This window comes from Arthrobacter sp. FX8 (assembly GCF_026723805.1).
GTDB lineage: Bacteria > Actinomycetota > Actinomycetes > Actinomycetales > Micrococcaceae > Arthrobacter.
Genome location: NZ_CP113505.1, coordinates 317399 through 338242 on the forward strand (window position 1 = coordinate 317399; position 20844 = coordinate 338242).

Annotated in this window: 21 protein-coding genes and 1 pseudogene; 18 read left to right on the top strand and 4 right to left on the bottom strand. The window is 64.9% G+C overall.

Going from position 1 to position 20844, the window contains the following annotated elements; translation table 11 throughout:
• Nucleotides 1-102: 102 nt before the first annotated feature.
• The 9 genes from OUO20_RS01420 to OUO20_RS01460 all read left to right on the top strand — a co-directional run bounded on the left by OUO20_RS01420 (nucleotide 103) and on the right by OUO20_RS01460 (nucleotide 5732).
• The gene (locus OUO20_RS01420) at nucleotides 103-1245 is read left to right on the top strand and encodes a Gfo/Idh/MocA family protein (protein WP_026266087.1); all 1143 of its coding nucleotides are present in this window, start codon (nucleotides 103-105) and stop codon (nucleotides 1243-1245) included.
• A 70-nt stretch (nucleotides 1246-1315) separates the two neighbouring features.
• A complete protein-coding gene (locus OUO20_RS01425) occupies nucleotides 1316-2098 on the top strand; it encodes a DeoR/GlpR family DNA-binding transcription regulator (protein WP_018771346.1) in 783 nt (260 codons plus the stop codon).
• Nucleotides 2095-3012 (top strand): 2-hydroxyacid dehydrogenase, encoded by a 918-nt coding sequence (locus tag OUO20_RS01430; protein WP_268002677.1) that lies wholly within the window; start codon nucleotides 2095-2097, stop codon nucleotides 3010-3012. Before OUO20_RS01425 ends, OUO20_RS01430 begins: the two co-directional genes overlap by 4 nt.
• Before the next feature lie 31 nt (nucleotides 3013-3043).
• Nucleotides 3044-3511: an SRPBCC family protein gene (locus OUO20_RS01435; protein ID WP_018771344.1), complete on the top strand. Its 468-nt coding sequence runs from the start codon at nucleotides 3044-3046 to the stop codon at nucleotides 3509-3511.
• Between the two features lie 9 nt (nucleotides 3512-3520).
• Nucleotides 3521-3865, top strand: a complete 345-nt coding sequence (locus OUO20_RS01440) for an iron chaperone (protein WP_268002678.1) — start codon at nucleotides 3521-3523, stop codon at nucleotides 3863-3865.
• A 65-nt stretch (nucleotides 3866-3930) separates the two neighbouring features.
• Nucleotides 3931-4254 carry a hypothetical protein gene (locus OUO20_RS01445; RefSeq protein ID WP_026266086.1) on the top strand — a complete coding sequence of 108 codons (324 nt, stop codon included), beginning with the start codon at nucleotides 3931-3933 and terminating at the stop codon, nucleotides 4252-4254.
• A 238-nt stretch (nucleotides 4255-4492) separates the two neighbouring features.
• Complete coding sequence (locus OUO20_RS01450) at nucleotides 4493-4882, top strand: VOC family protein (RefSeq protein WP_018771341.1); 390 nt, start codon at nucleotides 4493-4495, stop codon at nucleotides 4880-4882.
• 152 nt (nucleotides 4883-5034) lie between these two features.
• Nucleotides 5035-5385, top strand: coding sequence for a cupin domain-containing protein (locus OUO20_RS01455; protein ID WP_223993993.1), 351 nt, complete (start codon nucleotides 5035-5037; stop codon nucleotides 5383-5385).
• Between the two features lie 104 nt (nucleotides 5386-5489).
• Nucleotides 5490-5732, top strand: a complete 243-nt coding sequence (locus OUO20_RS01460) for a hypothetical protein (protein WP_018771339.1) — start codon at nucleotides 5490-5492, stop codon at nucleotides 5730-5732.
• An 85-nt stretch (nucleotides 5733-5817) separates the two neighbouring features.
• Here the strand turns inward: OUO20_RS01460 and OUO20_RS01465 are convergent, their stop codons facing one another.
• Nucleotides 5818-7074: an MFS transporter gene (locus OUO20_RS01465; RefSeq protein WP_268002679.1), complete on the bottom strand. Its 1257-nt coding sequence runs from the start codon at nucleotides 7072-7074 to the stop codon at nucleotides 5818-5820.
• Nucleotides 7071-7532 (bottom strand): MarR family winged helix-turn-helix transcriptional regulator, encoded by a 462-nt coding sequence (locus OUO20_RS01470; protein ID WP_018771337.1) that lies wholly within the window; start codon nucleotides 7530-7532, stop codon nucleotides 7071-7073. The genes OUO20_RS01465 and OUO20_RS01470 overlap by 4 nt, the downstream gene beginning before the upstream one ends.
• A gap of 135 nt (nucleotides 7533-7667) precedes the next feature.
• On the opposite strand from OUO20_RS01470, the gene OUO20_RS01475 reads away from it, so the two are divergent.
• From OUO20_RS01475 to OUO20_RS01505, 7 genes are all read left to right on the top strand, one after another.
• Nucleotides 7668-8174, top strand: coding sequence for a DUF3592 domain-containing protein (locus OUO20_RS01475; protein ID WP_043425439.1), 507 nt, complete (start codon nucleotides 7668-7670; stop codon nucleotides 8172-8174).
• A 59-nt stretch (nucleotides 8175-8233) separates the two neighbouring features.
• A complete protein-coding gene (locus OUO20_RS01480) occupies nucleotides 8234-8836 on the top strand; it encodes an SOUL family heme-binding protein (RefSeq protein ID WP_018771335.1) in 603 nt (200 codons plus the stop codon).
• 229 nt (nucleotides 8837-9065) lie between these two features.
• Entirely contained in the window at nucleotides 9066-11192 is a 2127-nt protein-coding gene (locus OUO20_RS01485; RefSeq protein ID WP_268003358.1) for a beta-galactosidase, read from the top strand.
• A 9-nt stretch (nucleotides 11193-11201) separates the two neighbouring features.
• Nucleotides 11202-12182, top strand: coding sequence for an ABC transporter permease (locus OUO20_RS01490; protein ID WP_018771333.1), 981 nt, complete (start codon nucleotides 11202-11204; stop codon nucleotides 12180-12182).
• Nucleotides 12183-12265: 83 nt separating this feature from the next.
• Nucleotides 12266-13135 (top strand): carbohydrate ABC transporter permease, encoded by an 870-nt coding sequence (locus OUO20_RS01495; RefSeq protein WP_026266084.1) that lies wholly within the window; start codon nucleotides 12266-12268, stop codon nucleotides 13133-13135.
• A 5-nt stretch (nucleotides 13136-13140) separates the two neighbouring features.
• The gene (locus OUO20_RS01500; RefSeq protein WP_056389425.1) at nucleotides 13141-14775 is read left to right on the top strand and encodes an ABC transporter substrate-binding protein; all 1635 of its coding nucleotides are present in this window, start codon (nucleotides 13141-13143) and stop codon (nucleotides 14773-14775) included.
• A 49-nt stretch (nucleotides 14776-14824) separates the two neighbouring features.
• Nucleotides 14825-15511: a DUF624 domain-containing protein gene (locus tag OUO20_RS01505; protein ID WP_134165941.1), complete on the top strand. Its 687-nt coding sequence runs from the start codon at nucleotides 14825-14827 to the stop codon at nucleotides 15509-15511.
• A gap of 17 nt (nucleotides 15512-15528) precedes the next feature.
• On the opposite strand, the gene OUO20_RS01510 is transcribed toward OUO20_RS01505, so the two are convergent.
• Nucleotides 15529-16269, bottom strand: coding sequence for an alpha/beta fold hydrolase (locus OUO20_RS01510; RefSeq protein ID WP_268002680.1), 741 nt, complete (start codon nucleotides 16267-16269; stop codon nucleotides 15529-15531).
• A 73-nt stretch (nucleotides 16270-16342) separates the two neighbouring features.
• On the opposite strand from OUO20_RS01510, the pseudogene OUO20_RS01515 reads away from it, so the two are divergent.
• A pseudogene (locus tag OUO20_RS01515) lies at nucleotides 16343-17037 on the top strand (helix-turn-helix transcriptional regulator).
• Between the two features lie 8 nt (nucleotides 17038-17045).
• Here OUO20_RS01515 and OUO20_RS01520 read toward each other — a convergent pair.
• Nucleotides 17046-19448 carry a glycoside hydrolase family 3 N-terminal domain-containing protein gene (locus OUO20_RS01520; RefSeq protein WP_268002681.1) on the bottom strand — a complete coding sequence of 801 codons (2403 nt, stop codon included), beginning with the start codon at nucleotides 19446-19448 and terminating at the stop codon, nucleotides 17046-17048.
• Nucleotides 19449-19710: 262 nt separating this feature from the next.
• Here OUO20_RS01520 and OUO20_RS01525 point away from each other — a divergent pair, with 262 nt between their 5' ends.
• The gene (locus OUO20_RS01525; RefSeq protein WP_268002682.1) at nucleotides 19711-20844 is read left to right on the top strand and encodes a Gfo/Idh/MocA family protein; all 1134 of its coding nucleotides are present in this window, start codon (nucleotides 19711-19713) and stop codon (nucleotides 20842-20844) included.

A 20844-nucleotide genomic window follows, 5' to 3' on the forward strand; every position in this document is an offset into this window, starting at 1 on the left:
ATATACACATAGCATGTTGGAAAAACAACACTTTCTGTATAGTTGTGTTTGGGATGCAACGCCGCGGTCCCGCCCACTCAACGTAGAGAAACGGAGCAGCTCATGTCATTGCCTACTGCGGAATCGGTCCGGACCATCCGGTATGGCCTCATTGGAGCGGGCCATATGGCACGCGAACACGTCCGGAACCTTGCCCTGATCCCGGGAAGCCGCATCACCGCAGTCTCCGATCCCACACCCTCTTCACTGGAAGAGACGGTGAAGGAGATCGGCCATGAGGTGCGGACTTTCCCTTCCCACCAGGAGTTGCTGGCCTCGGGCCTGGTGGACGCGCTGGTGATCGCCAGCCCCAACGACACCCACCTGGGCATCCTCAAGGACATCTTCGCCAGCGGCACCAACCTTCCGGTCCTCGTGGAGAAGCCGGTGTGCACCACGGCGGAGCAGGCGGACGAACTGGAGGCGCTGGCCGGCAGCTACCCGGCCCCGGTGTGGGTGGCCATGGAATACCGGTACATGCCGCCGGTCCAGGAGATCATCCAGGCGGCGCATGGCGGCAAGCTGGGCAACATCCACATGCTCTCCATCGTGGAGCACCGCTTTCCGTTCCTGCACAAGGTGGATGCGTGGAACCGCTTTGCGGAACGGACCGGCGGGACGCTGGTGGAAAAGTGCTGCCACTTCTTTGACCTGATGCGCCTGATCCTGCAGGACGAGCCCGTACGCGTCTTCGCCAGCGGCGGCCACGACGTGAACCACATGGATGAGGTCTACGACGGCCGGGTGTCGGACATGCTGGACAACGCCTATGTGATCGTCGATTTCAAGGGCGGCCGCCGCGCCATGCTGGAGCTGTCCATGTTCGCCGAGGGATCCAAGTTCCAGGAACGCATCTCCATTGTTGGGGATGCTGCCAAGATTGAAACCCTCATCCCGGTGGCCGCCAACCACTGGATTCCCGGTGACCACGCTGAAGCGACGGTTGAATTCAGCCCACGGTCCCCGCTGGGTCCCGAAAAGCACGAGGTTCCGGTGGATGAGGCTGTCCTGGCGGCCGGCGCGCACCACGGCTCCACCTACTATGAGCACCAGGGCTTCCGGAAGGCCATCCTGGGCGAGGGGCCGGTGGAAGTCACCATTGCGGACGGACTGCAGTCCGTACGCATGGGCCTGGCCGCCGAACGCTCTATTACGGAAGGACGCCCCGTTGAGCTTGGCAATGCCGCCCTCGGGGTACGTTCATAAGAAGATACATGTTGAAATTGCAACATCCCGCCAGGCTCCTGCCCGGCGCACGGGGGAGGGAGAACAGCCAATGGGCACCGCAGATAAAGAGGCGCCGCTGACACCCCGCCAGCGCACCATCCTCGATGAGCTGGGCCGCCGGGGGTTCATTTCAACAAATGATCTGGCGGAGACCTTTGCCGTCTCCGACATGACGGTGCGGAGGGACACCCGGGTGCTGTCCAAGCGCGGACTGGCCCGGGTGGTCCACGGCGGCGTCAGCGCCGTGGACGGTCATGGCCAGAACGCGAACTTCGCCGCGCGCGTCCGGGAGGACGCGGACGCGAAGCTTCGGGTGGCCAGGGTGTGCCTCTCGATGATTGGCGAACGGGATGCCATCATCCTTGATGCCGGCACCACGACGTACCAGATCGCGCAGGAACTGCCCACGTCGTTCACCGGCACCATCATCACGCACTCCGCGCCCGCCATCCAGCGCTGCCTGCAGCTGACGGCGGCGCGCACCATCTGCCTGGGCGGGGAGCTGCTGCTGGACAGCCAGGCGTTCAACGGACCGATGACCGTCAGCGCCGCCTCCGGACTCCGTGCCAAGACAGCCTTTATTGGCGTCAGCGGCATCCATGACGAGGCGTTCTATATTGAGCGCGACGTGGAGCGCGCCACTAAGATCGCCCTTATGAATTCAGCGGAACAGGTAGTGGTGGTGGCAACCCACCAGAAGATGCTGCGGTACGCGCTGGCGCGGCTGGCGGCGTTCGACGCGGTGGACATCCTGGTCACGGACGCTCCGCCGCCGCGGGAGATCGAGACAGCCCTGCGCGCCGCCAACGTCAAGCTGATGGTTGCCGCATGACGGCCCGCCTGCGCGTGTGCCTGCCGTCCCGGGACCTGCTGGACGCACTGGCGCCGATTGACGGCGTCGACTTTGTCCTGTGGGACCTCACCGGGCCGGCGCCGGACGGCCGGCTGGACCTGCTGGTGCCCGGCTACATGGGCAAACCGGCGGCGCTCGCCGCACTGGAGGGCGTGGACGTCGGCCTGGTGCAGAGCCAGTCCATCGGGTACGACGGCGTCGCCTCGGTGCTGCCCGCCGGCGTCACCTTCGCCAACGCGGCGGGAGTCCATGAAACCTCGACGGCGGAGCTCGCCGTGGGGATGATGGTTGCTTCCCAGCGCGGCATTCCGGACTTTGTCCGGAACCAGGAAACCGGTACGTGGGACAACAGCCAGCGGCCCAGCCTGGCGGACCGGCGCGTGCTGCTGGTGGGTTACGGGGGAGTGGGCAAGGCCATCGAGGCCCGGCTCCTGCCGTTCGAAACTGACGTCACCCGGATGGCCAGCCGCGCCCGCGACGATGAGCGCGGGACCATCCTCGGGATCGATTCGCTGTACCAGCAGCTGCCGCTGCACGAGATTGTGGTGGTCAGCGTCCCCCTGGGCGAAGACACCAGGCAGTTGGTGGATGCGAAGTTCCTGGCGGCCATGCCGGACGGGGCCCTGCTGGTCAACGTGGCCCGCGGCCCGGTGGCGGATACCGGGGCCTTGCTGGCAGAGACCGCAAGCGGACGGCTCCGGGCCGCGCTGGACGTCACCGATCCGGAGCCGCTGCCCGCCGACCATCCGCTCTGGACCACTCCCGGCGTGCTCATCACACCGCACGTGGGCGGCGCCAGTTCGGCCATGTTCCCCCGGATGGTCCGGTTGCTCAGGAAGCAGATCGGGCTGCTGTTGGAGGGCAAGGACCCGGTGAACGTGGTCCTCCCTTAACCGCGGCGGTTCCCGCCCCTATGCTTGGCCCATGTCCACTTTTGAAGTCCGCCGCAGTTCCGTCATCCCTGCCGCCGCCGAAGACATCTTTCCGCTCGTCAACAACTTCCACGAATGGACTGCCTGGTCCCCCTGGGAGACCATCGACCCCCGCATGAGCCGCCGCTACTTCGGCACTGAAGCAGGCACGGGGGCCGGGTATGAGTGGAGCGGCAACCGCAAGGCGGGCAGCGGCACCATGGAGATCGAGGAGTCGGTGCCGTCGAATCTGGTCCGGATCCGGCTGCAGTTCACCAAGCCCTTCAAGGCCCTGAACCCCACCACCTTCACGTTCACCCCTGCCCCGGGCGGCACCGAAGTGACCTGGCGGATGACCGGCGAGAACAAGGGCCTGGGGAGGGTGTTCGCACTGTTCATGAACATGGACAAGATGGTGGGCGCCGATTTCGAACGCGGCCTGGCCGCGTTGGCTGCCACAGTGGCGGCACGAAAGAGCTGAGGCCGCCACATGGGTGTCGTCGACGAAGCCCTGGACAGGATTGACGGACCGGACCGCAGTTGCCTCCAGCACGTGGTGGAGATTGCGCGGTCCCTGGCTCCCGACGCCACGGAGGGCATGAGCTACGGCATGCCCGCCCTCAAACTGGACGGCAAACCGCTGGTGGCGGCCGTGGCCGCAGCAAAGCACCTCTCGGTTTTCCCGTTCTCCTCCGCGGTGGTGGAGGCAGTGGCCGCCCGGCTGGAGGGGTACTCCCTGTCCAAGGGGACCATCCGCTTCACGGCGGACCATCCAGTGCCGGACGACGTGCTCGCTGACATCGTCCGGCTGCGGATGGCGGAAATACGGAAATAGGGCGCAAGACGACGGCGGGACCTATGGTCCTTCCAGCCGGCCGCGCCAGTGCATAGCGTGGTGCCATGGCTGATACTCTCTCCTCCCTCGCAGACTCCTTCAAGAACATGGGCGTTGCCCGCGCGTACGGCTCTCCCGTGAATGTGGGCGGGGAGGACATTGTGCCGGTGGCGCTGGTGTCCTTCGGTTTTGGCGGCGGCACGGAATCGGACCAGGGGGCATCGGGCGGCGGGGGCGGCGGTTTCGTTGTCCCGTTGGGCGTGTACCGGACCGTGAATGGGCGCGCGGTCTTCCGCCCCAACACCATCGCCATGCTGGTGTGCCTTGTCCCATTGGTTTCTGTGGCCGGCGCGGCGTTCCGAAAAGCGGCGCGCTCGGCCCGGAAATAAGCGCCGGCCGGCGGCCCGGCATTCCATAAAATTCCCCTATTTCGTCCCCGGTAATTCGGTTCCATAATGGCCTCGTAGACTTCGGGAACCTCCCGCCGCTGTCCTGTGCCACGGCGGAACCAGGGGTTCCAGGTGGCCGCCCCGGCAATCGGCGGGAAGGACGGCCACGAGGCCCGGCCGGGACGGCCGGACTGTTTCAGGGGAGAGCAACGCCACTAAATGCACAAGGAGAATTGTCATGCTCAAGGATAGGGAAATCATGGCTGTGCTGCCGGCCAAGGATATTGACCGGGCACGGGAGTTTTACCGGGACAAGTTGGGACTGGAGCCGGTCCAGACGGTCGAAAACGACAACCTTATCTACCGCTGCGGCAAGGGAACGGGCTTCCTGCTCTACCAGACGGACAACGCCGGTTCCGCCAAGAACACCCAGATGTCCTGGGGCGTCGATGACGTCGAAAAGGAAGTGGAGGAACTGCGGGGCCGCGGCGTCGTCTTTGAGGAGTACGACATGCCGGGACTCAAGACCGAGAACGGCATCGCAACGATGGAAGGCATGGGCAAGGGTGCGTGGTTCCTCGACAGCGAGGGCAACATCCTGAACATTTCCTCGATCCCCGTCACGTAGCCATCCGCCTTGCACAGGCGCATACTCAATCACCTGGCAGCAAAGCCATAAGTACGACGCCGGCACGTGCCGCCCGAAGCACCCGCACCCGGGTGCGTGGCAGCGGCAGGCCGGCGCCGCCGTCGTAAGCGGCCTGAAAGGAAGGCACGGGAATGGGCGCGGAAGACATGGTTCCGGAGACAAAAGGCGTCTCGGTGGAGTTGCTGGCGGCCGTAGACCTTGACGGCGAGATTGACGGGATGGAAGGCCGGCAGCTGCGGATGCGGATGGTGACGATCGACCCCGGCGGGGTCTTCGGGCCCCTCCATGACCATGTGGGGCGACCCGGAACCGTCTTTATCCTGCAGGGAACCATCACCGACCACCGCGACGGCGCCGCCACGGACTATGGGCCCGGAGTGGGCTGGCCGGAGGACCGGAACACCACCCACTGGCTGGAGAACAGGGGGACGGTCCCGGCGGTGGAAATCTCCGTGGATATCGTCACCAAGCTTCCGTCATAAGTCCACGTGTTGTAAAAACCGGTGGCTTATCCGCCGTGTTCTGGGTATCTTGTGCATACCCGTGGTTGAGCAGTCAGCTGGCAAGTTACTCATGGGGGCCACTGATGGACGCCGCTGCTGACCAGCCACCTTCCGGGAGGATCCGTCCCGGCACCAGCTCACAGGGCAGGGTGTTCCATGCCTTCCGGCGCTGGCCGCTCGTCCCGGCCGCCGACCTGCTCCTGCTGCGCCACGCGCTCGTCGGCCAAGATTCCTCCACCGAACCGGACCACGCGTCCGCTCTCCGATGCCTCGTCGACGACGAACTCACGCGCCGGCTGGCCCTCCCGCCCGCTTCGGGGGACTAAGACTGCCGTGGGTCGGTAACGTGTGACATTGGGGGACCGGCCCACGGCCCAAATAAGCCGTCTGTTCCTTCCCCCGCCAGCCAATTCAAACGGCGGGCTGGCGCCGCCCCAGCGCCAGCCGCAGGGCGGCGCGGAGGGTGAGCCGGTTCCGCCTGGTGACCGCGATGACGGCTGCGACACCCGCCAGCAGCACCACGATCCCGCCTGCGGCCACGGACCAGCGGGCGCCGAACTGGCTCCCGATCCAACCGACCAGCGGTGAACCCAGGGCGGTGCCGCCCTGCAGGATGGCCAGGTACAGGGCCAGCACGCGACCGCGGAACTGTGGCTCCACGGACAGCTGGATGCTGGTATTGCAGCTGTTCAGGAACGTGATGGACGCCAGCCCCACGGGAATGAGGAGGGCAGCGTAGGCCCAGAAAGACGGCGCGACGCTGCCCAGGATGGTGAAGACACCCAGGCCCAGCGCCCCGCCCAGCAGGAACCTCAGCCGAGGACGGGACCTGCGGGCCGCCAGGAGGGCGCCGGCCAGGGTGCCCACCGCCATGATGGAACCGAGAAGCCCGAATTCACCCGGGCCCATGCGGAATTCGGTGGTGGCCATCAGCGAGTTGATGACGGGAAAGTTCATGCCGAACGCGCCCAGGATGCCCACCAGGACCATGATCAGCATCAAGTCCGGCCTTCGGCGCACGTAGCGGATGCCCTCAACCACCTGGTGCTTGTTCCGCTCGCCCTTTGCCACCGGGGCGGGCTGGGTAATGCGGATCCTGAACAGCGAGACCAGGACGGCCGCGAAGCTCGCCGCGTTGAGCAGGAACACCGGGCCCGTTCCCACCCAGGCGATGAGCACCCCCGCGATCGCGGGGCCTGTGAGCCGGGCGGTGTTGAAGGAGGCGGAATTCAGGGCCGCCGCATTGGAGATGTTCTCCTGCCCCACCAGTTCCGAGACGAAGGCCTGGCGCGCCGGTGCGTCAACGGCACTGGCAACGCCCAGGCAGAAGGCCGCCACGTACGCATGCCACAGTTGGGCGGTGCCGGTCACCACCAGGAGGCCGATGGCGAGGCCGGTGGATGCCATGGCCAACTGCGTCCACATGAGGATAATGCGTTTCCGGTACCGGTCAGCCAGGACTCCGCCGTAAGGGCCGAACAGCAGCATGGGCAGGAACTGCAGGCCCGTGGTGAGGCCGACGGCGGCGCCTGAGTGGTCGGTGAGAACGGTCAGGACCAGCCAGTCCTGGGCCACGCGCTGCATCCAGGTGCCGATGTTGGAAACGATCGCACCGCTGGCCCAGATGCGGTAGTTGGGGTTTTCGAGGGCCCGGAACATCGCGCTCATTTGCCGCTCATTTCCTGCATGATGCGGGCCGCCCGGCTGAGGGTAAGCCTGTCGTCCTCGCTGAGCCCGGCCACGCGCTGGGCCAGCCAGGCCGTCCGCTGGCTCCGTGCCTCGGCGAGGACCGTCCTTCCCGCATCTGTGATGTCCACGCGGACCTGCCGCCCGTCGTCGGGGTCTGCGCTCCTGGTGACGAAGCCCTGGTCGGCGAGCGCGTTGACGATCCTGGTCATGGACGGGGCCTGGACGTGCTCACTCTCGGCAAGTGCCCGGAGCGTGCTGGGGCCGCTGCCGTTCAGCAGGGCCAGGACCGTGTATTGCCCGGGGGTGATGATGTCGCCCGTTGCCTCAACGCGGAGCCGGCGTGAAGTACGCATCACGGCGGTGCGGAGCTCGATGGCGAGGGTATCGGGCGTGGTGGGGTCTGCGGTTGCTGTGTTCTTCGTTTGGGTGGGTGACATGTATGCGGGTGCGCCTCCTGCTGACGTTCCTTAGCAGTGCTAATTAGTTCTGCTAACTATTATGGTCTGCTTGCTTATCAATGGGCAACAGCCTGCGGTGTGGGTTTGGTGACATGCTCCGGCAGAATAGGAGGCGTGACTGGGGGCAGAGCTGATGTAAAGCGCAAATCCGCGTTGTCGTGGAAAGGAAAAGCGAACCTTGCGGTGGCCGTCCTGGTCATCTGCCTGGGCCCGATCCTGATTGGCGTGGGCAGTTTCATGATCAACGCCGACGAGGAGCTTGCGCGGACCGGGACACAGGCCACCGGAACGATCGTCCACTTCAAGGACGTCACCAAAGCCTCCTCGCGCAGGATGCAGGTTGAATTCACGGCGGCGGACGGGCTGCCCCACAGGACGTTCGCGGCCGTTGACCACGACCAGCATCCCGTCGTCGGCAGCGAAGCCACGGTGGTCTATGCCGAAAATGACCCGGCCAGGGCCGTTGTGCTGGGCTATGAGAGCGACGGTGTGTGGTTCCGTGGCGTGGGCATTGTGCTGACCGTCATCTTCGGCGGGCTGGGACTGCTGCTCTGCCTTGGGGTTGGCACCGCGGCCCTCCGTGCCAAATTCCGGAAACCCGCCACAAACCATGTGGTCTGAGACTGTCGCGGCTCTTGGGTCTGGCCGCTGCGGCTCGGCGGGCGTAGGCTCGGTCCACCATGACCGAGCAGCAGCCCTTTGAATTGATCCGGCGCTATCCGCATTTCGAGCTGCGCCGGTATCCGGACTACGTGGTGGCCGAAGTGACGGTCACCGCGGATTTTGACCGCGCCGGCAATGCCGCCTTCCGGCATCTCTTCAACTACATCAGCGGCAGCAATAATGCCCGGCAGAAACTGGCCATGACCGCTCCGGTGCTCCAGGAACCAGGGCCCCGGAAACTGGCAATGACCACCCCCGTACTCCAGTCCGGTCCGGTGCCGGGGTCGGGGGAGCCTGCCGAATATTCGGTGGCGTTCGTCCTTCCGGCCGGCGTGACAGCTGACGGCGCTCCGGTCCCTGCCGATCCCATGGTCAGGATCCGCGCGGTGCCAGGTTCCCTTGCCGCAGTGCTGGGATTCTCCGGCAGCGGTTCGGCATCGGCTTTCCAGAAGCGCAACGACGGCCTGCAGGCTGCGCTCACCCTGGCCGGGCTGACTCCCGTGGGGACGCCGAGATTCGCCCGCTTCGACCCGCCGTTCAAGCCGTGGTTCCTGCGCCACAATGAGGTTGTCCAGGATGTCCTGGAACCCCAGGCGGGTGGAACGGCACCGGGCGCTTAGCTGGAAGCAGTGCTGTAGGTTTCTTTCCCCTCCCCACCCGATACTTTCCTGCCTGCCCGGGAAGATCCCTATTCGGGCAACCATGCATAACGGATGGCCAGTCCGCACTCCGCTGCCCCATTCTCTGGGTATTGCCGCCCTTATGGATGGTTGCAGGGGACGCGGAGTCTCCTCCCACTTTCCCTTTTCTGTTGTTATTGCTGAAACTTTACGATAGTTTCTCACTGTGATGCAGGTCGCACTGGTGGGAGCCCGCGGCCATGATGCCAACAAAAGGACGATGATGACCCGCGAGCACAGCACCAGCACCTCCGAACACCGCTTCAAACGCCTGCACGAACGTCTGGGCGGCATCGCCTACGGGGGTGACTACAACCCCGAACAGTGGCCACGCGAGGTGTGGGACCAGGATGTCCGGCTCATGAAGCAAGCGGGCGTCAACCTGGTTACCCTGGCCGTCTTTTCCTGGAGCCGGCTCGAGACAGCCGACGGTCTTTACGACTTTGGCTGGCTGGACGAGGTGATGGACCTGCTGCACCGGAACGGCATCGGCGTGGACCTGGCCACTCCGGACGCCGTCCCGCCGGCCTGGTTGATCGCCCAGCACCCGGACATCCTGCCCGTCCTGGCCGACGGCTCTACGTTCGGCTTCGGCTCCCGACAGCACTTCGACGTCTCCCATCCTGCTTACCGGGAAAAATCGCTGGCCATGGCAGAGAAGATGGGGGAGCGCTACGCTGCCCACCCGGCCCTGCGCATGTGGCATGTAAACAACGAGTACGGACCGGTCTCGTACGGCCCGTACGCCGGCCGCGCCTTCCGGGCATGGCTGCAAGAAAAATACGGCGACCTGGAGAACCTGAACCAGGCATGGAGCACCGACGTATGGGGACAGCGCTACTCCGACTGGTCACAGGTGAACGCACCCGCCCAGCCGCGCACGTGGTCCAACCCGTCCCGCCGCCTTGATTACCACCGGTTCACTTCGGACAGCATGCTGGAGCACTACAAGGCCGAGCGGGACATCCTGCGCCGGTACACGCCAGATCTGCCGATTGTCACCAACTTCATGCGCTTCTACAAGAACAACGATTACTGGGCCTGGGCTGCTGAGGAGGACGCCGCGGCCCTGGACATCTACCCGGACCCGCGCGAGGAAGACGCCCACGTGGCCGCGGCGCTCAACTTCGACCTGATGCGCTCGCTCCGCCGCGGCCAGCCATGGCTGGTGATGGAACAGGCTACCGGCGCCGTCAGCCAGTGGTCCGTCAACGTCTCCAAGCTGCCCGGCAAAATGAGGCTTGGCTCCTACCAGGCCATCGCGCAGGGCGCCGATTCCATCCTCTTCTTCCAGTGGCGCCAGGCCAGGGGCGGCACCGAACGCTTCCACTCCGGCATGGTCAACCACGCCGGGCCCAATACGCGCATTTTCCGGGAAGTTTGTGAACTGGGCCAGGAACTCAAGGGCCTGGCCGGCCTCACCGGCACACGCTCCAGCGCCAAGGTCGCGCTGGTCTTCGACTGGGACTGCTGGTGGGCCCTGGAACTGGGGAACTCCCCGCGCTCGGACCTGAACTACGCCCAGGAAGTCCTCCGCCTCTACCGCCCCTTCTTCGACGCCAACATATCCGTGGACTTCGTGAACACCACCAGCGACCTCAGCCAGTACGGCATGGTGGTCCTGCCGGCGTCGTACCTGCTCACCGACCAGGCCGCCGGGAACATCGAGGACTATGTGGCCCGCGGCGGGCATCTGGTGGCCAGCTACCTCTCCGGCATCGTGGACCAGGACAACACCATCCTCCTGGGCGGCTACCCGGGCGCGCTGCGCAACGTCCTGGGAGTGTGGAGCGAGGAGATGCATCCGCTGGCCGGGGAGGGCGAGGCAGTCAAGCTTTCAACGGCCGACGGCGGTACGGCCTCAGCCGATTACTGGACCGAGCACCTGCACACCACCACGGCTGACGTTGTTGCGAGCTATGCCTCCGGCCGGCTGGAAGGCTCGCCCGCCGTCACCCGCAACAGCTTCGGCGCCGGCACTGCCGTGTACCTGTCGGCCAGGGTGGACAGCTCCTTCCTTGCGGAACTGCTCTCAACTGAACGTGCCGCTGCGGGAATCCGCGCGGAACTGGACGCGCCGCTGGGAGTGCAGGTCCGCCGTCGTGCCGGCAACGGACGCAGCTACCTGCTGGTCCTGAACCACAACGATGCACCCGCCAGGGTGGACGTGGGGCAGGGCGGCACAGACCAGCTCACCGGAGCCAATGTCACCGGCACGGTGGAGCTCGCCGCCAACGGCGTGCTGGTGCTGGAGGAAATACCCACTAAAGACTCAACCGCAGAAACGGGCCGGTAGGAGGCAGTCATGGCCATGCGATTGGAAGTACCTCCCGAGGCGGTCCCCACGGACGCCGATGCGCGAACTGAAAAACCGCGGAACAAACCCGGAGGCTGGAAGCTGGCCTTCAGGCGGGACTGGCGGCTCTACACCCTGGTGCTGTTGCCGCTGGCCTACTTCGCCATCTTCCGGTACCTGCCCATGGCAGGCAACGTGATCGCGTTCCGGCAGTTCCAGCCCGGCGGCAGCATCTTCGGCGAGAAATGGGTGGGCCTGAAATACGTCACCCTCTTCATCAACGATCCCAGCTTTTGGCAAGCGTTCCAGAACACCATCATCCTGGGCGTGCTGACACTGCTGTTCTGCTTCCCGATGCCCATCATCTTCGCGCTGATGCTGAACGAACTGCGTTCGCAGAAGTTCAAGAAGTTCGTCCAGACCGTGGCCTACCTGCCGCACTTCATGTCCGTGGTGATCATCGCCGGCATGATCCTGCAGAACTTCTCCATGACAGGCACCGTAAACCAAATTGCCAACTCGCTGTTCGGCACCACGGTTAACTTCACCCAGGACGCCGCGTGGTTCCGGCCCATGTACATCAGCTCCGAGGTGTGGCAGACCATGGGGTGGGGAGCCATCCTCTACCTGGCCGCCCTGACCCGGGTGGACGAATCGCTGTACGAGGCAGCCCGGATCGATGGCGCCAACCGCTGGCAGCAGACCTGGCATGTGACCCTGCCGGCCATCCGGCCCACCATCATCACACTGCTGATCCTCAACATCGGCACGTTCATGGCCGTGGGCTTCGAAAAGATCCTCCTGATCTACAACCCGCTGAACTACCAGACCTCGGATGTCATCTCCACCTACCTGTACCGGGTGGGCCTTGAATCGTCGAACTTCAGCTACGCGGCGGCGATCGGCATGTTCGAATCCGTCATCGGCCTCACGCTGATTCTCTCCGCCAACGCCATATCCAAGCGGCTCGCCGGAACGAGCCTGTGGTGAAGGGGACAACTGTGAAAGGGACAGCCGTGAAAGAACCCGGCGCGAAAGCAGCACCAAAGGACACAGGTGTCCTGGTCAAGGACATGAAGGTTTCACGCAGCATGCGGCTGTTCCGGGTGGTGAACCTGGCCTTCCTGCTGGTGGTGGTGTTCCTGACCTTGTATCCGTTCCTGAACATCCTGGCGCAGAGCTTCTCAAGCGAAGGATTCATTAACGCCGGCAAGGTCAACCTGTTCCCCATGGGCTTCAACACCGAGACTTACCAGCTGATCCTGGCCGACTCGGTCTTTTGGCGGAACTACGGCAACACCATTCTGTACACCGTGGTGGCCACGGCTATCTCCATGGTGCTGACCACCAGCTTCGCGTATGCCATCGCGAGGAAGGACCTGAAGGGGCGCAGCCTGTTCATCGGCATCGCGGTGTTCACCATGTTCTTCAATGGCGGCCTGATCCCCAACTATGTGCTCATCACCTCGCTTGGAATGCGGGACACCTTATGGGCCGTAGTGCTGCCCAACGCCATCAGCGTCTTCAACCTGCTCATCATGAAGTCGTTCTTCGAGAACATGCCGCGTGAACTGGAGGAAGCGGCCGCCATTGACGGACTTACCCAGTACGGGGTGCTTTTCAAGGTGGTCCTGCCGCTGAGCAAGGCAATCGTTGCCACCATGGTCCTGTTTTACGCAGTAGCCAACTGGAACTCCTGGTTCCAGGCGTTCCTGTACCTGGACAACCCCGATCTGTTCCCGGTGACCATCTACCTTCGCAACATGATTGCCGGCGTCACCACGGCAGGCTCCGCCGGCGGTACAGCGGAGAACGTGGGCCAGATTGCCGCGAACATCCAGTCCGTCACCATCGTCCTGACCGTGATCCCCATCCTCTGCGTCTACCCCTTTGTCCAGAAGTACTTCTTTTCGGGCGTCATGCTCGGCTCCGTCAAGGAATAACCCTTATGAAAGGAAAACCCATGATCCGCAGACGAGATTTCCTCGGCCTGTCCGCGCTCGCAGCCTTCGGCCTGGTGATGGCGGGATGTGACTCTGACTCCGGCAGCAAGGCCGATACCTCAAAGGCCCGCAATGGTGCGATGGACAGCTTTGGGGTTGGGGACACGTTCAAGGCGACGGCGCCGCTGAGCTTCACCTTCCTGTTCAGCGATCAGCCCACCTATCCATACAAGAAGGACTGGCTCCTGTTCTCCAAGATGGCCAGCGACAACAACGTCACCCTGGAACCGACCATCGTTCCCAGCAGCGACTACGAGCAGAAGCGCAGCCTGTTGATCAGTTCGGGCAAGGCTCCGGAGATAATTGCCAAGACCTACCCGGGGCAGGAGAGCGCGTATGTATCCTCCGGCGCCGTCCTTCCCGTCAGCGACTACGTGGACCTCATGCCGCACTACCAGGACAAGATCAAGAAGTGGAAGCTGGAGCCTGAGATTGCAGGCCTCACCCAGGAAGACGGCAAGTACTACGTCCTGCCCGGTCTGCACGAGGAACTCTGGCCGGACTACACGCTGGCGTTCCGGACCGACGTGCTGGAGAAGGACGGGATCGCGGAGCCCAAGACCTGGGACGAGTTCCGGGAGGTGCTGCGCAAACTCAAGAAGAACCATCCCGATGTGGTGCCCTTTTCCGACCGGTTCAACGGCAACAGCGTGCTGAACATTGCCGGCACCGCCTTTGGCACCGTGGCAGGCTGGGGCCTGGTGGACGGACTGACGTTCGATGAAGGCAAGAAGGAGTTCGCCTTCGGTGCCGGCAGCGGCCAGTTCAAGGATCTTGTTACCTACTTCAACTCCTTGGTTTCGGAGGGGCTGATGGATCCGGAAAGCTTCACGCAGACCGATGATTCGGCCATCCAGAAGTTCACCTCGGGCAAGTCGTTTGTGATCAGCGCCAACTCCCAAAACATCATCACGTACCGCACGTCAATGGAGCAGTCTCTGGGGAAGGGCAACTTCGCCGTCCGAAAGATCACGGTTCCCGGCGGCCCCGCAGGCGATGTCATTGGCGGTTCCCGGCTGGAAAACGGCATCATGCTGAACGCGTCCGTGAAGGACAAGGACAGCTTCGTGGCGCTGATGCAGTACATCGACTGGCTGTTCTACAGCGACGAAGGCCAGGAGTTCGCCAAGTGGGGGGTGCAGGGCACCACCTATAACAAGGAAGGCGGCAAACGCATCCTGGCCAAGGACATCAACTTCCAGGGCCTGAATCCGGGCGGCACCAAAGACCTGCGCGTGGATTACGGCTTCTCCGGCGGCAACTTCGCCTACGGGGGCACCACGGACCTGCTCCAGTCCACCTTCAATGAGGAAGAGCTGGCCTTCCAAAAGGCCATGAAGAGCAAGAAGCCCAGGCCCGTTGCCCCGCCCGTGCCGTTCAGCGACACCGACCGGGAGCAAGCCACCCTGACTCTCACGCCACTGAAGGACCACGTCAAGCAGAACACCTTGAAGTTCATCACCGGCCAGCGCAGCCTCTCGGAGTTCGACGCCTACGTCAAAGAGCTGGACAGCAAGGGCATGGGCAAATACGTAGAGTTGGCCAACAAGGCCTACAAGGCATACGCCGAAAAGAAGTAGGGCGTACGACGGCGGCCGCGGGCCTTCCGCGGTGACCGAAAGGCAGTCAGTGGTTCAGAAGAAGGCGGAGTACGGAGCCGGCCCCCTGTTCAGGGCGGCCGGCACCGTTGCGGGCGTGATGATGGGCTCGGTCCTCCTGGGGCTGGCCAATATCCTGCTGCTGCCGGCCCTGGTGGCGGCACCCATCGCGGGGGCCTGGCCCCTTGTGGTGGCACTCGTTCCGGCGGGGCCGGCCCTGGTGGCGTGCATGTACGCATTCAACCGAATGGCCGCCGGCCATGAGGGCGGGGTTTACCAGGACTTCGTCCGCGGGTACCGGATGAATCTGGGGCAGGCCCTGCAGGTTTGGGTGCCGTACCTTTTGGTTCTGGCCGTCATCGCGGTCAACCTGGCCGGGCTGTCCTCGCTGCATCCGGGCAACCCGGCCACGCCCGCGCTCAGGCCGGCGATGCTGCTCCTCGCAGTGCTCGTGGCCACCGCCGGCCTGAATGCTTTGCTGCTGCTGTCCAGGTTTTCGTTCCGGACCCGGGACCTCTACCGGCTCTCCCTGTACAGCTTCAGTGCCCGGAAGCGGGTTTCACTGGGCAACGCCGGGATCCTGTTCGTCGCGGGAACCCTGCTGCTGGTGACCACTGCGTACCTGCTGCCGGTTCTCGCCGGCACCGTAGTGTTTCTGGTGTGCCTGAACTCCCGGCCGCTGCTGGCGCTGGTTGAGGAGAAATTCACCGCCGCCTGACCGGTCATGGGTGCAGTTCAGCTGGTTCGGGAAGCCGCTGACTGGATGGCCCCGGCGAGGTCGCGGGGACGGCTCCACATGGGCCAATGCCCCGTTGGGAGGTCGATGACGTCGAGGTGTTCAATGTTCGCCACTTCGGCAAACATGGCATGCCCGGAGCGGGCGAGCTCCAGCACCTGCGCGCCCGGGATCGAGCAGCACACCAGGGTGGTCCGGACCTTGTGGCGGGCATCGTTCGTGAGCTCGACGGCCTGACGAAGCACAGGGCCGGGTTCAGGGACAGCCCGGGCCCGAAAACGCTCGAGGACTTCTGGGCTCAGGCCGTCGAGGCTCGCCTGCTGGGCCAGGACATCGAAGGGCGGCAGCGGAAGCTCCGCCAACTCCTCCGGGATGCCCGGGCCGAAGGCGCTTCCCGGTGCCACAGGGCCGGAGTCGACCCACACCACTCGATGGACAAGCTCAGGGTGTCGGTCCAGGACGAGGCTGACGGGGGCGTTTGCCCCGCTGTGGGCGACGAGAGTGGCGGGCTGGTCCCCAGAGGCCCCGAGCTGGCTGATGACGTCCAGGACCGCTGCGGCCTGGTCGTCGAGGGTCTTTGCCGCACGCCCGGGATCGTCCCCGTCGAGACCGGGCAGCGTCATCGCGACGGCGCGGGACTGGTCGGTTGCCAGGTGTTCCAGCACTTCATCCCACGCCCAGGCGCCCAGCCAGTGGCCGGCGATGAGAATGATGATGGGACGGCTTGCAGTAGTTGTCATGCCAATAGCCTCGCAGCCGCCTTGGACAAGGGTGTGTCACTATTTATGTCATGAATCTGCCCGGGCTTGAACGGTGAAGCGGGTCGAACGGCTCCATGCCCTCTCCGAGATATTGCGCCGCAGCGGCAGGCAGGGGGTTTCTGCCGGGCGGCTGGCTGCAGAACTTGAGGTATCTGTTCGCACCATCAAGAGGGACCTCGATGCGTTGGAGAGCAGCGGTGCGCCGGTATGGTCCCGCCCAGGTCCGGGCGGTGGCTATGGGTTGGCTGCAGGCGGGTCCCTGCCGCCAGTCAGCCTGTCCCCGGCGCAGGCCGTGGCGCTCATGGCAGCGGTGTCCGCTGCGTCGGATGCCCCCTACGCCGATCTGGCAGCAGCAGGTGTCCGGAAGATCATGGATGTCCTCGATCCCAAAACACGGGCACGAGCCGACGCATTGGCCCACCGTGTCTGGGTCAACGCCCTTCCCTCCTCGTCGCGGGCCATCAAGTCGGTACTGGAGGAGGCGATGGCCGAGCAGCGCGTGATTCGCCTTCGCTACACATCCGGGGACGGGACCACCACCACCCGCGACGTCGAGCCGGTGCTGTTCGCAGCCACCAACGGCCAGTGGTACCTGGTTGGGTGGTGCCGGCTGCGCAACGCCATGCGGTGGTTCACCGTTTCGCGTATCGAGCGGGCCAGCGTCACCAAGACGGCCTGCAGTGGCCATGGCATCCATGAGGTTGGGGAACCCCGGCAAACGCCAGGCCGGTGCACGGCCGGGGGTGAGTCCTCAATCAACCTCTCGGGTCAGTACACGCCCGGACCGGCGCCACCGTTGCCGGTGTCAGCATGTCCCGGTCAAAACCCACGACGCGGCGGCCGCCCTGCAGGATGAGTTCGTGGCTGTGGGTGTCCCGGCTGCTGGAGGTCGACACGTGCAGCTTCACCAGGCCCGGCGTCACCACCCGCTTCAGATCCACCCCTGTGAAGGACGTCCGGTCGGCGTGCACCGTGAACTCGACCCTCGCCGATGCGCCGGCGGCAAGGTCCACCCGGGCGTAGCCAATCAGTTCGCGGAGGGGCCGCACCACCTCGCCCACCGGGTCCTCGAGGTACAGCTGCACCACTTCGGCGCCGTCAACGGGGCCGGTATTGGTCACGGTGCATCCCACGGTGACGGCATCCGCGGTGGACATGGCGTCCGCACTGGCCGAGTGGCAGGAAAAGTCGAAGGTCGTGTAAGACAGGCCGTGCCCAAAGCTGAACAGTGGCGAGGGGTCCAGCGCGCTGACGCCGGACGGCCCGGCCAGGCGGCTGTGCAGGTAGGTGCCGGGTTGTCCGCCGGAAGTTCGGGGTACGGAAACGGGCAGTTTGCCGGACGGGTTGACGGCCCCTGTCAGGATGTCCCAGAGCGCCTCCGCGCCCTCTTCGCCGGGAAAGAAGCCCTGGACGATCGCCCCGGCCCGGTCCGCGAAGTCGCCCAGGGCGTAAGGCCGGCCGCTGAGGACCACGACGACGGTGCGCGTTCCGGCGGCCTCGGCCGCGGTGAGCACCTGGTCGAGCATGCGGTGCTGGTCCCCGGGCAACTGAAGGTCAGCTGCGTCGTTGCCTTCCCCGGAGGTGCCGCGGCCGAAGAGGCCGGCGTTGTCGCCCACCACGATTACGCAGGTGTCCACCGACGCGGCAGTCCGGCAGGCCTCCGCGATCTGTTCGTCCGTGATGGCCTCGCAGGTGCCGGTCGCAGCGCTGCGCAGCGATCCGAAACGGTTTCTGCCTGCCGAGGCCACGGTGGGAACGTAAACACCCATGGGAACGTCCGGGTGTGATGCGCCCACATGCGCGTCAAATGAGTAGCAGCCCAGCATTGCGAATGGATCCTCTGCCAGGGGCCCCACCACGCCAAGCGAGGCCAACGCCGTAACGGGCAGCGGGAGGCTGGCGCCGCCGTCGTGCATCCCGTTGGTCAGCAGCACCAATGACTGGGCGGCGATCTCGCGGGCCAAAGCCCGGTTCCCGGCTGGATCCAGGTCGACGGCTCCGGCGCTGAGGACCGGGGGTGCGGGGTCAAAATCCGGCGCGAGCAGCCCGGCCTCCTGCTTCTGCCGCAGCACCCGGCGAAGGGCAGTGTCCACCAGGGATTCGGGGACCTCGCCGGAGCGCACGCGCTCAAGCAGGGGCGTGCCATAGCAGTTCACTGTAGGCAACTCCACGTCAACGCCCGCTCTGAGTGCCAAGGCGGCTGCATCGCCGGAATCGGCGGCAACGCCGTGGGTGACATGCAGGAAGGCGATGCCGAAGTAGTCGGCAACCACGGTGCCGGCGAAGCCCCACTCGTCGCGCAGCAGCGAGGTCAGCAGTGCGCGGTTGGCGGCTGCAGGAATGCCGTCGGTGTCCGTGTACGCATGCATCACGGAGCGGGCTCCGCCGTGTTTAAGCGCCATTTCGAACGGGGGCAGCATCACGTCCGCCAACTCGCGCGGGCCCATGGACACCGGTGCATGGTTGCGTCCGGCGCGGGACGCAGAGTAGCCAACGAAGTGCTTGAGCGTGGCCACGATTCCGGACCCTTCCAGCCCGGAGACGTAGGCGCTGGCTACCGTGCCCACCAGGTAGGGGTCCTCGCCGATGGTCTCCTCCACCCTGCCCCAGCGCAGGTCCCGCACAACGTCCAGCACGGGAGCCAGCCCCTGGTGGACGCCGAGTGCCCGCATCTGCCCACCAATGAGACCCGCCATCCGCCGGATCAGCGGAGGGTTAAAGGTCGCGCCCCACGCCAGGGGGACGGGGAAAGCCGTGGCCTTCCACGCAGCCAAGCCGGCGAGGCATTCCTCATGGACCTGCGCCGGAATGCGGAAGCGTGAGGCCGCCATGATCTGTTCCTGCGCCGCGGCCAGCCGCCGGGCGCCCTCGAGAGGCTCCAAGGGCACCGTGCCGTACATGCGGGTGATCTGCCCCAGTCCGGAGGCAATCATCTCCTCCCAGGAGCGCGCGTCGCCGGCCATCTCATTCTGCAGCGGCGCTACGGAGTCTCCGTCCGTGGACGCATTAACCCACACACCTGCCAGTTGGGCCAGCTTCTCTTCCAGGGTCATGTGCCGCACCAGCTCATCAATGGAGAGGCGTTCGACGGCGTCACGGGAGCCGTTGCCGGCGGCCGGGGAGGTGATGGCTTGCTTTTCGGCGGCACCGCTGGTCACGGGCGTCTCCTGGGATCGTAGGAAGTTTCTAAGAAACTATCAGAAACTGTTGTTTACTTTCTAGGTCCTAAAGCATTGACTCTTCAAAGATCATCCTCCTACGGTTGACAATGGGCGTGGGATAAGTCTGCGACGGAACCCACGAAACTTCGTGAATGGAATAGAAACTTTCCATTGACTTTGGGACCAGGCGCCCGGAGGCACTTCGGACCACTTCGAAGCCCTGGGGCGCTACCTACATCACTGCAACGACGGAGAAAACATGCGGACGTACAGAGTGGCCATCGTGGGAACCGGCGGGATCGCGGCGGTCCATGCTGACAACCTGGCCCGGACAAACGGCAGGGCGGAGCTGGTGGCGGCATGCGACGTGGACCAGGGCCGGCTGGATGCCTTCGCGGAGAAGCACAGCATCCCTGGTACGTACCTGAGCCTGGCCGATCTTCTGGCAGAGGCCAAACCGGACATTGTCCACCTCTGCACGCCGCCCATGTTCCACATCGGCCAGGCCATCGAATGCCTCGAAGCAGGCGTCCATGTCCTCTCCGAAAAACCCCCGGCGCTAAGCCTCGCTGACTTCGACCGGCTGGAGACCGCCCAGGCAAAGGGCGGCGCCCAGTTCTCTTGCGTCTTCCAGCACCGGTTCGGGGATGCGGCAGCCGCGGCCCGCCGGCTGATTGACGGCGGTGACTTCGGCCGTCCCCTGGTGGCCCGGTGCGACACCCTCTGGTACCGGCCGGACAGCTACTGGGAACTTCCCTGGCGCGGAACCTGGGAAGCCGAGGGCGGCGGGCCCACCATGGGTCACGGCATTCACCAGTTCGATTTGCTGTTGCACCTGCTGGGTCCGTGGGAGGAAATCACCGCCATCGCCAGCCGGCAGGCACGGCCTACTTCCACTGAAGACTTGTCCGCCGCCCTGGTCCGGTTCAGTAACGGAGCCGTGGCCACCATTATCAACTCGCTGCTCTCGCCGCGGGAAACCTCGGACATCCGAATCGACTGTGAATTTGCCACTGTGGAGCTGAGCCACCTCTACGGCTACAGCACGGACAACTGGACCATTACGGCAGCGCCCGGCCACGAGGACCAGGTAGGAACAGCGTGGAACGGCGAGCCCTTGGATCAGGGAAGCGGACACGCGGCCCAGTTCCTGGCCATGTATGGCGCGCTCGACGCCGGCCGCCCTCTTCCGGCCGGGGCAGACTCCGCACGGCAAACTCTGGAGTTCGCTGCCGCCCTCTACGCCTCCGCCTTTACCGGAAAATCCGTGCACCGCGGCGAGATCGTCACCGGCCACCCCTTCTACGGGGGCATGGACGGCGAAGGGCTGGGCGCGAAAGTCCTCGAGGAGACAGCCTTCAACCTGACCGCCCTCAAAGCCACCAGCGTCTGA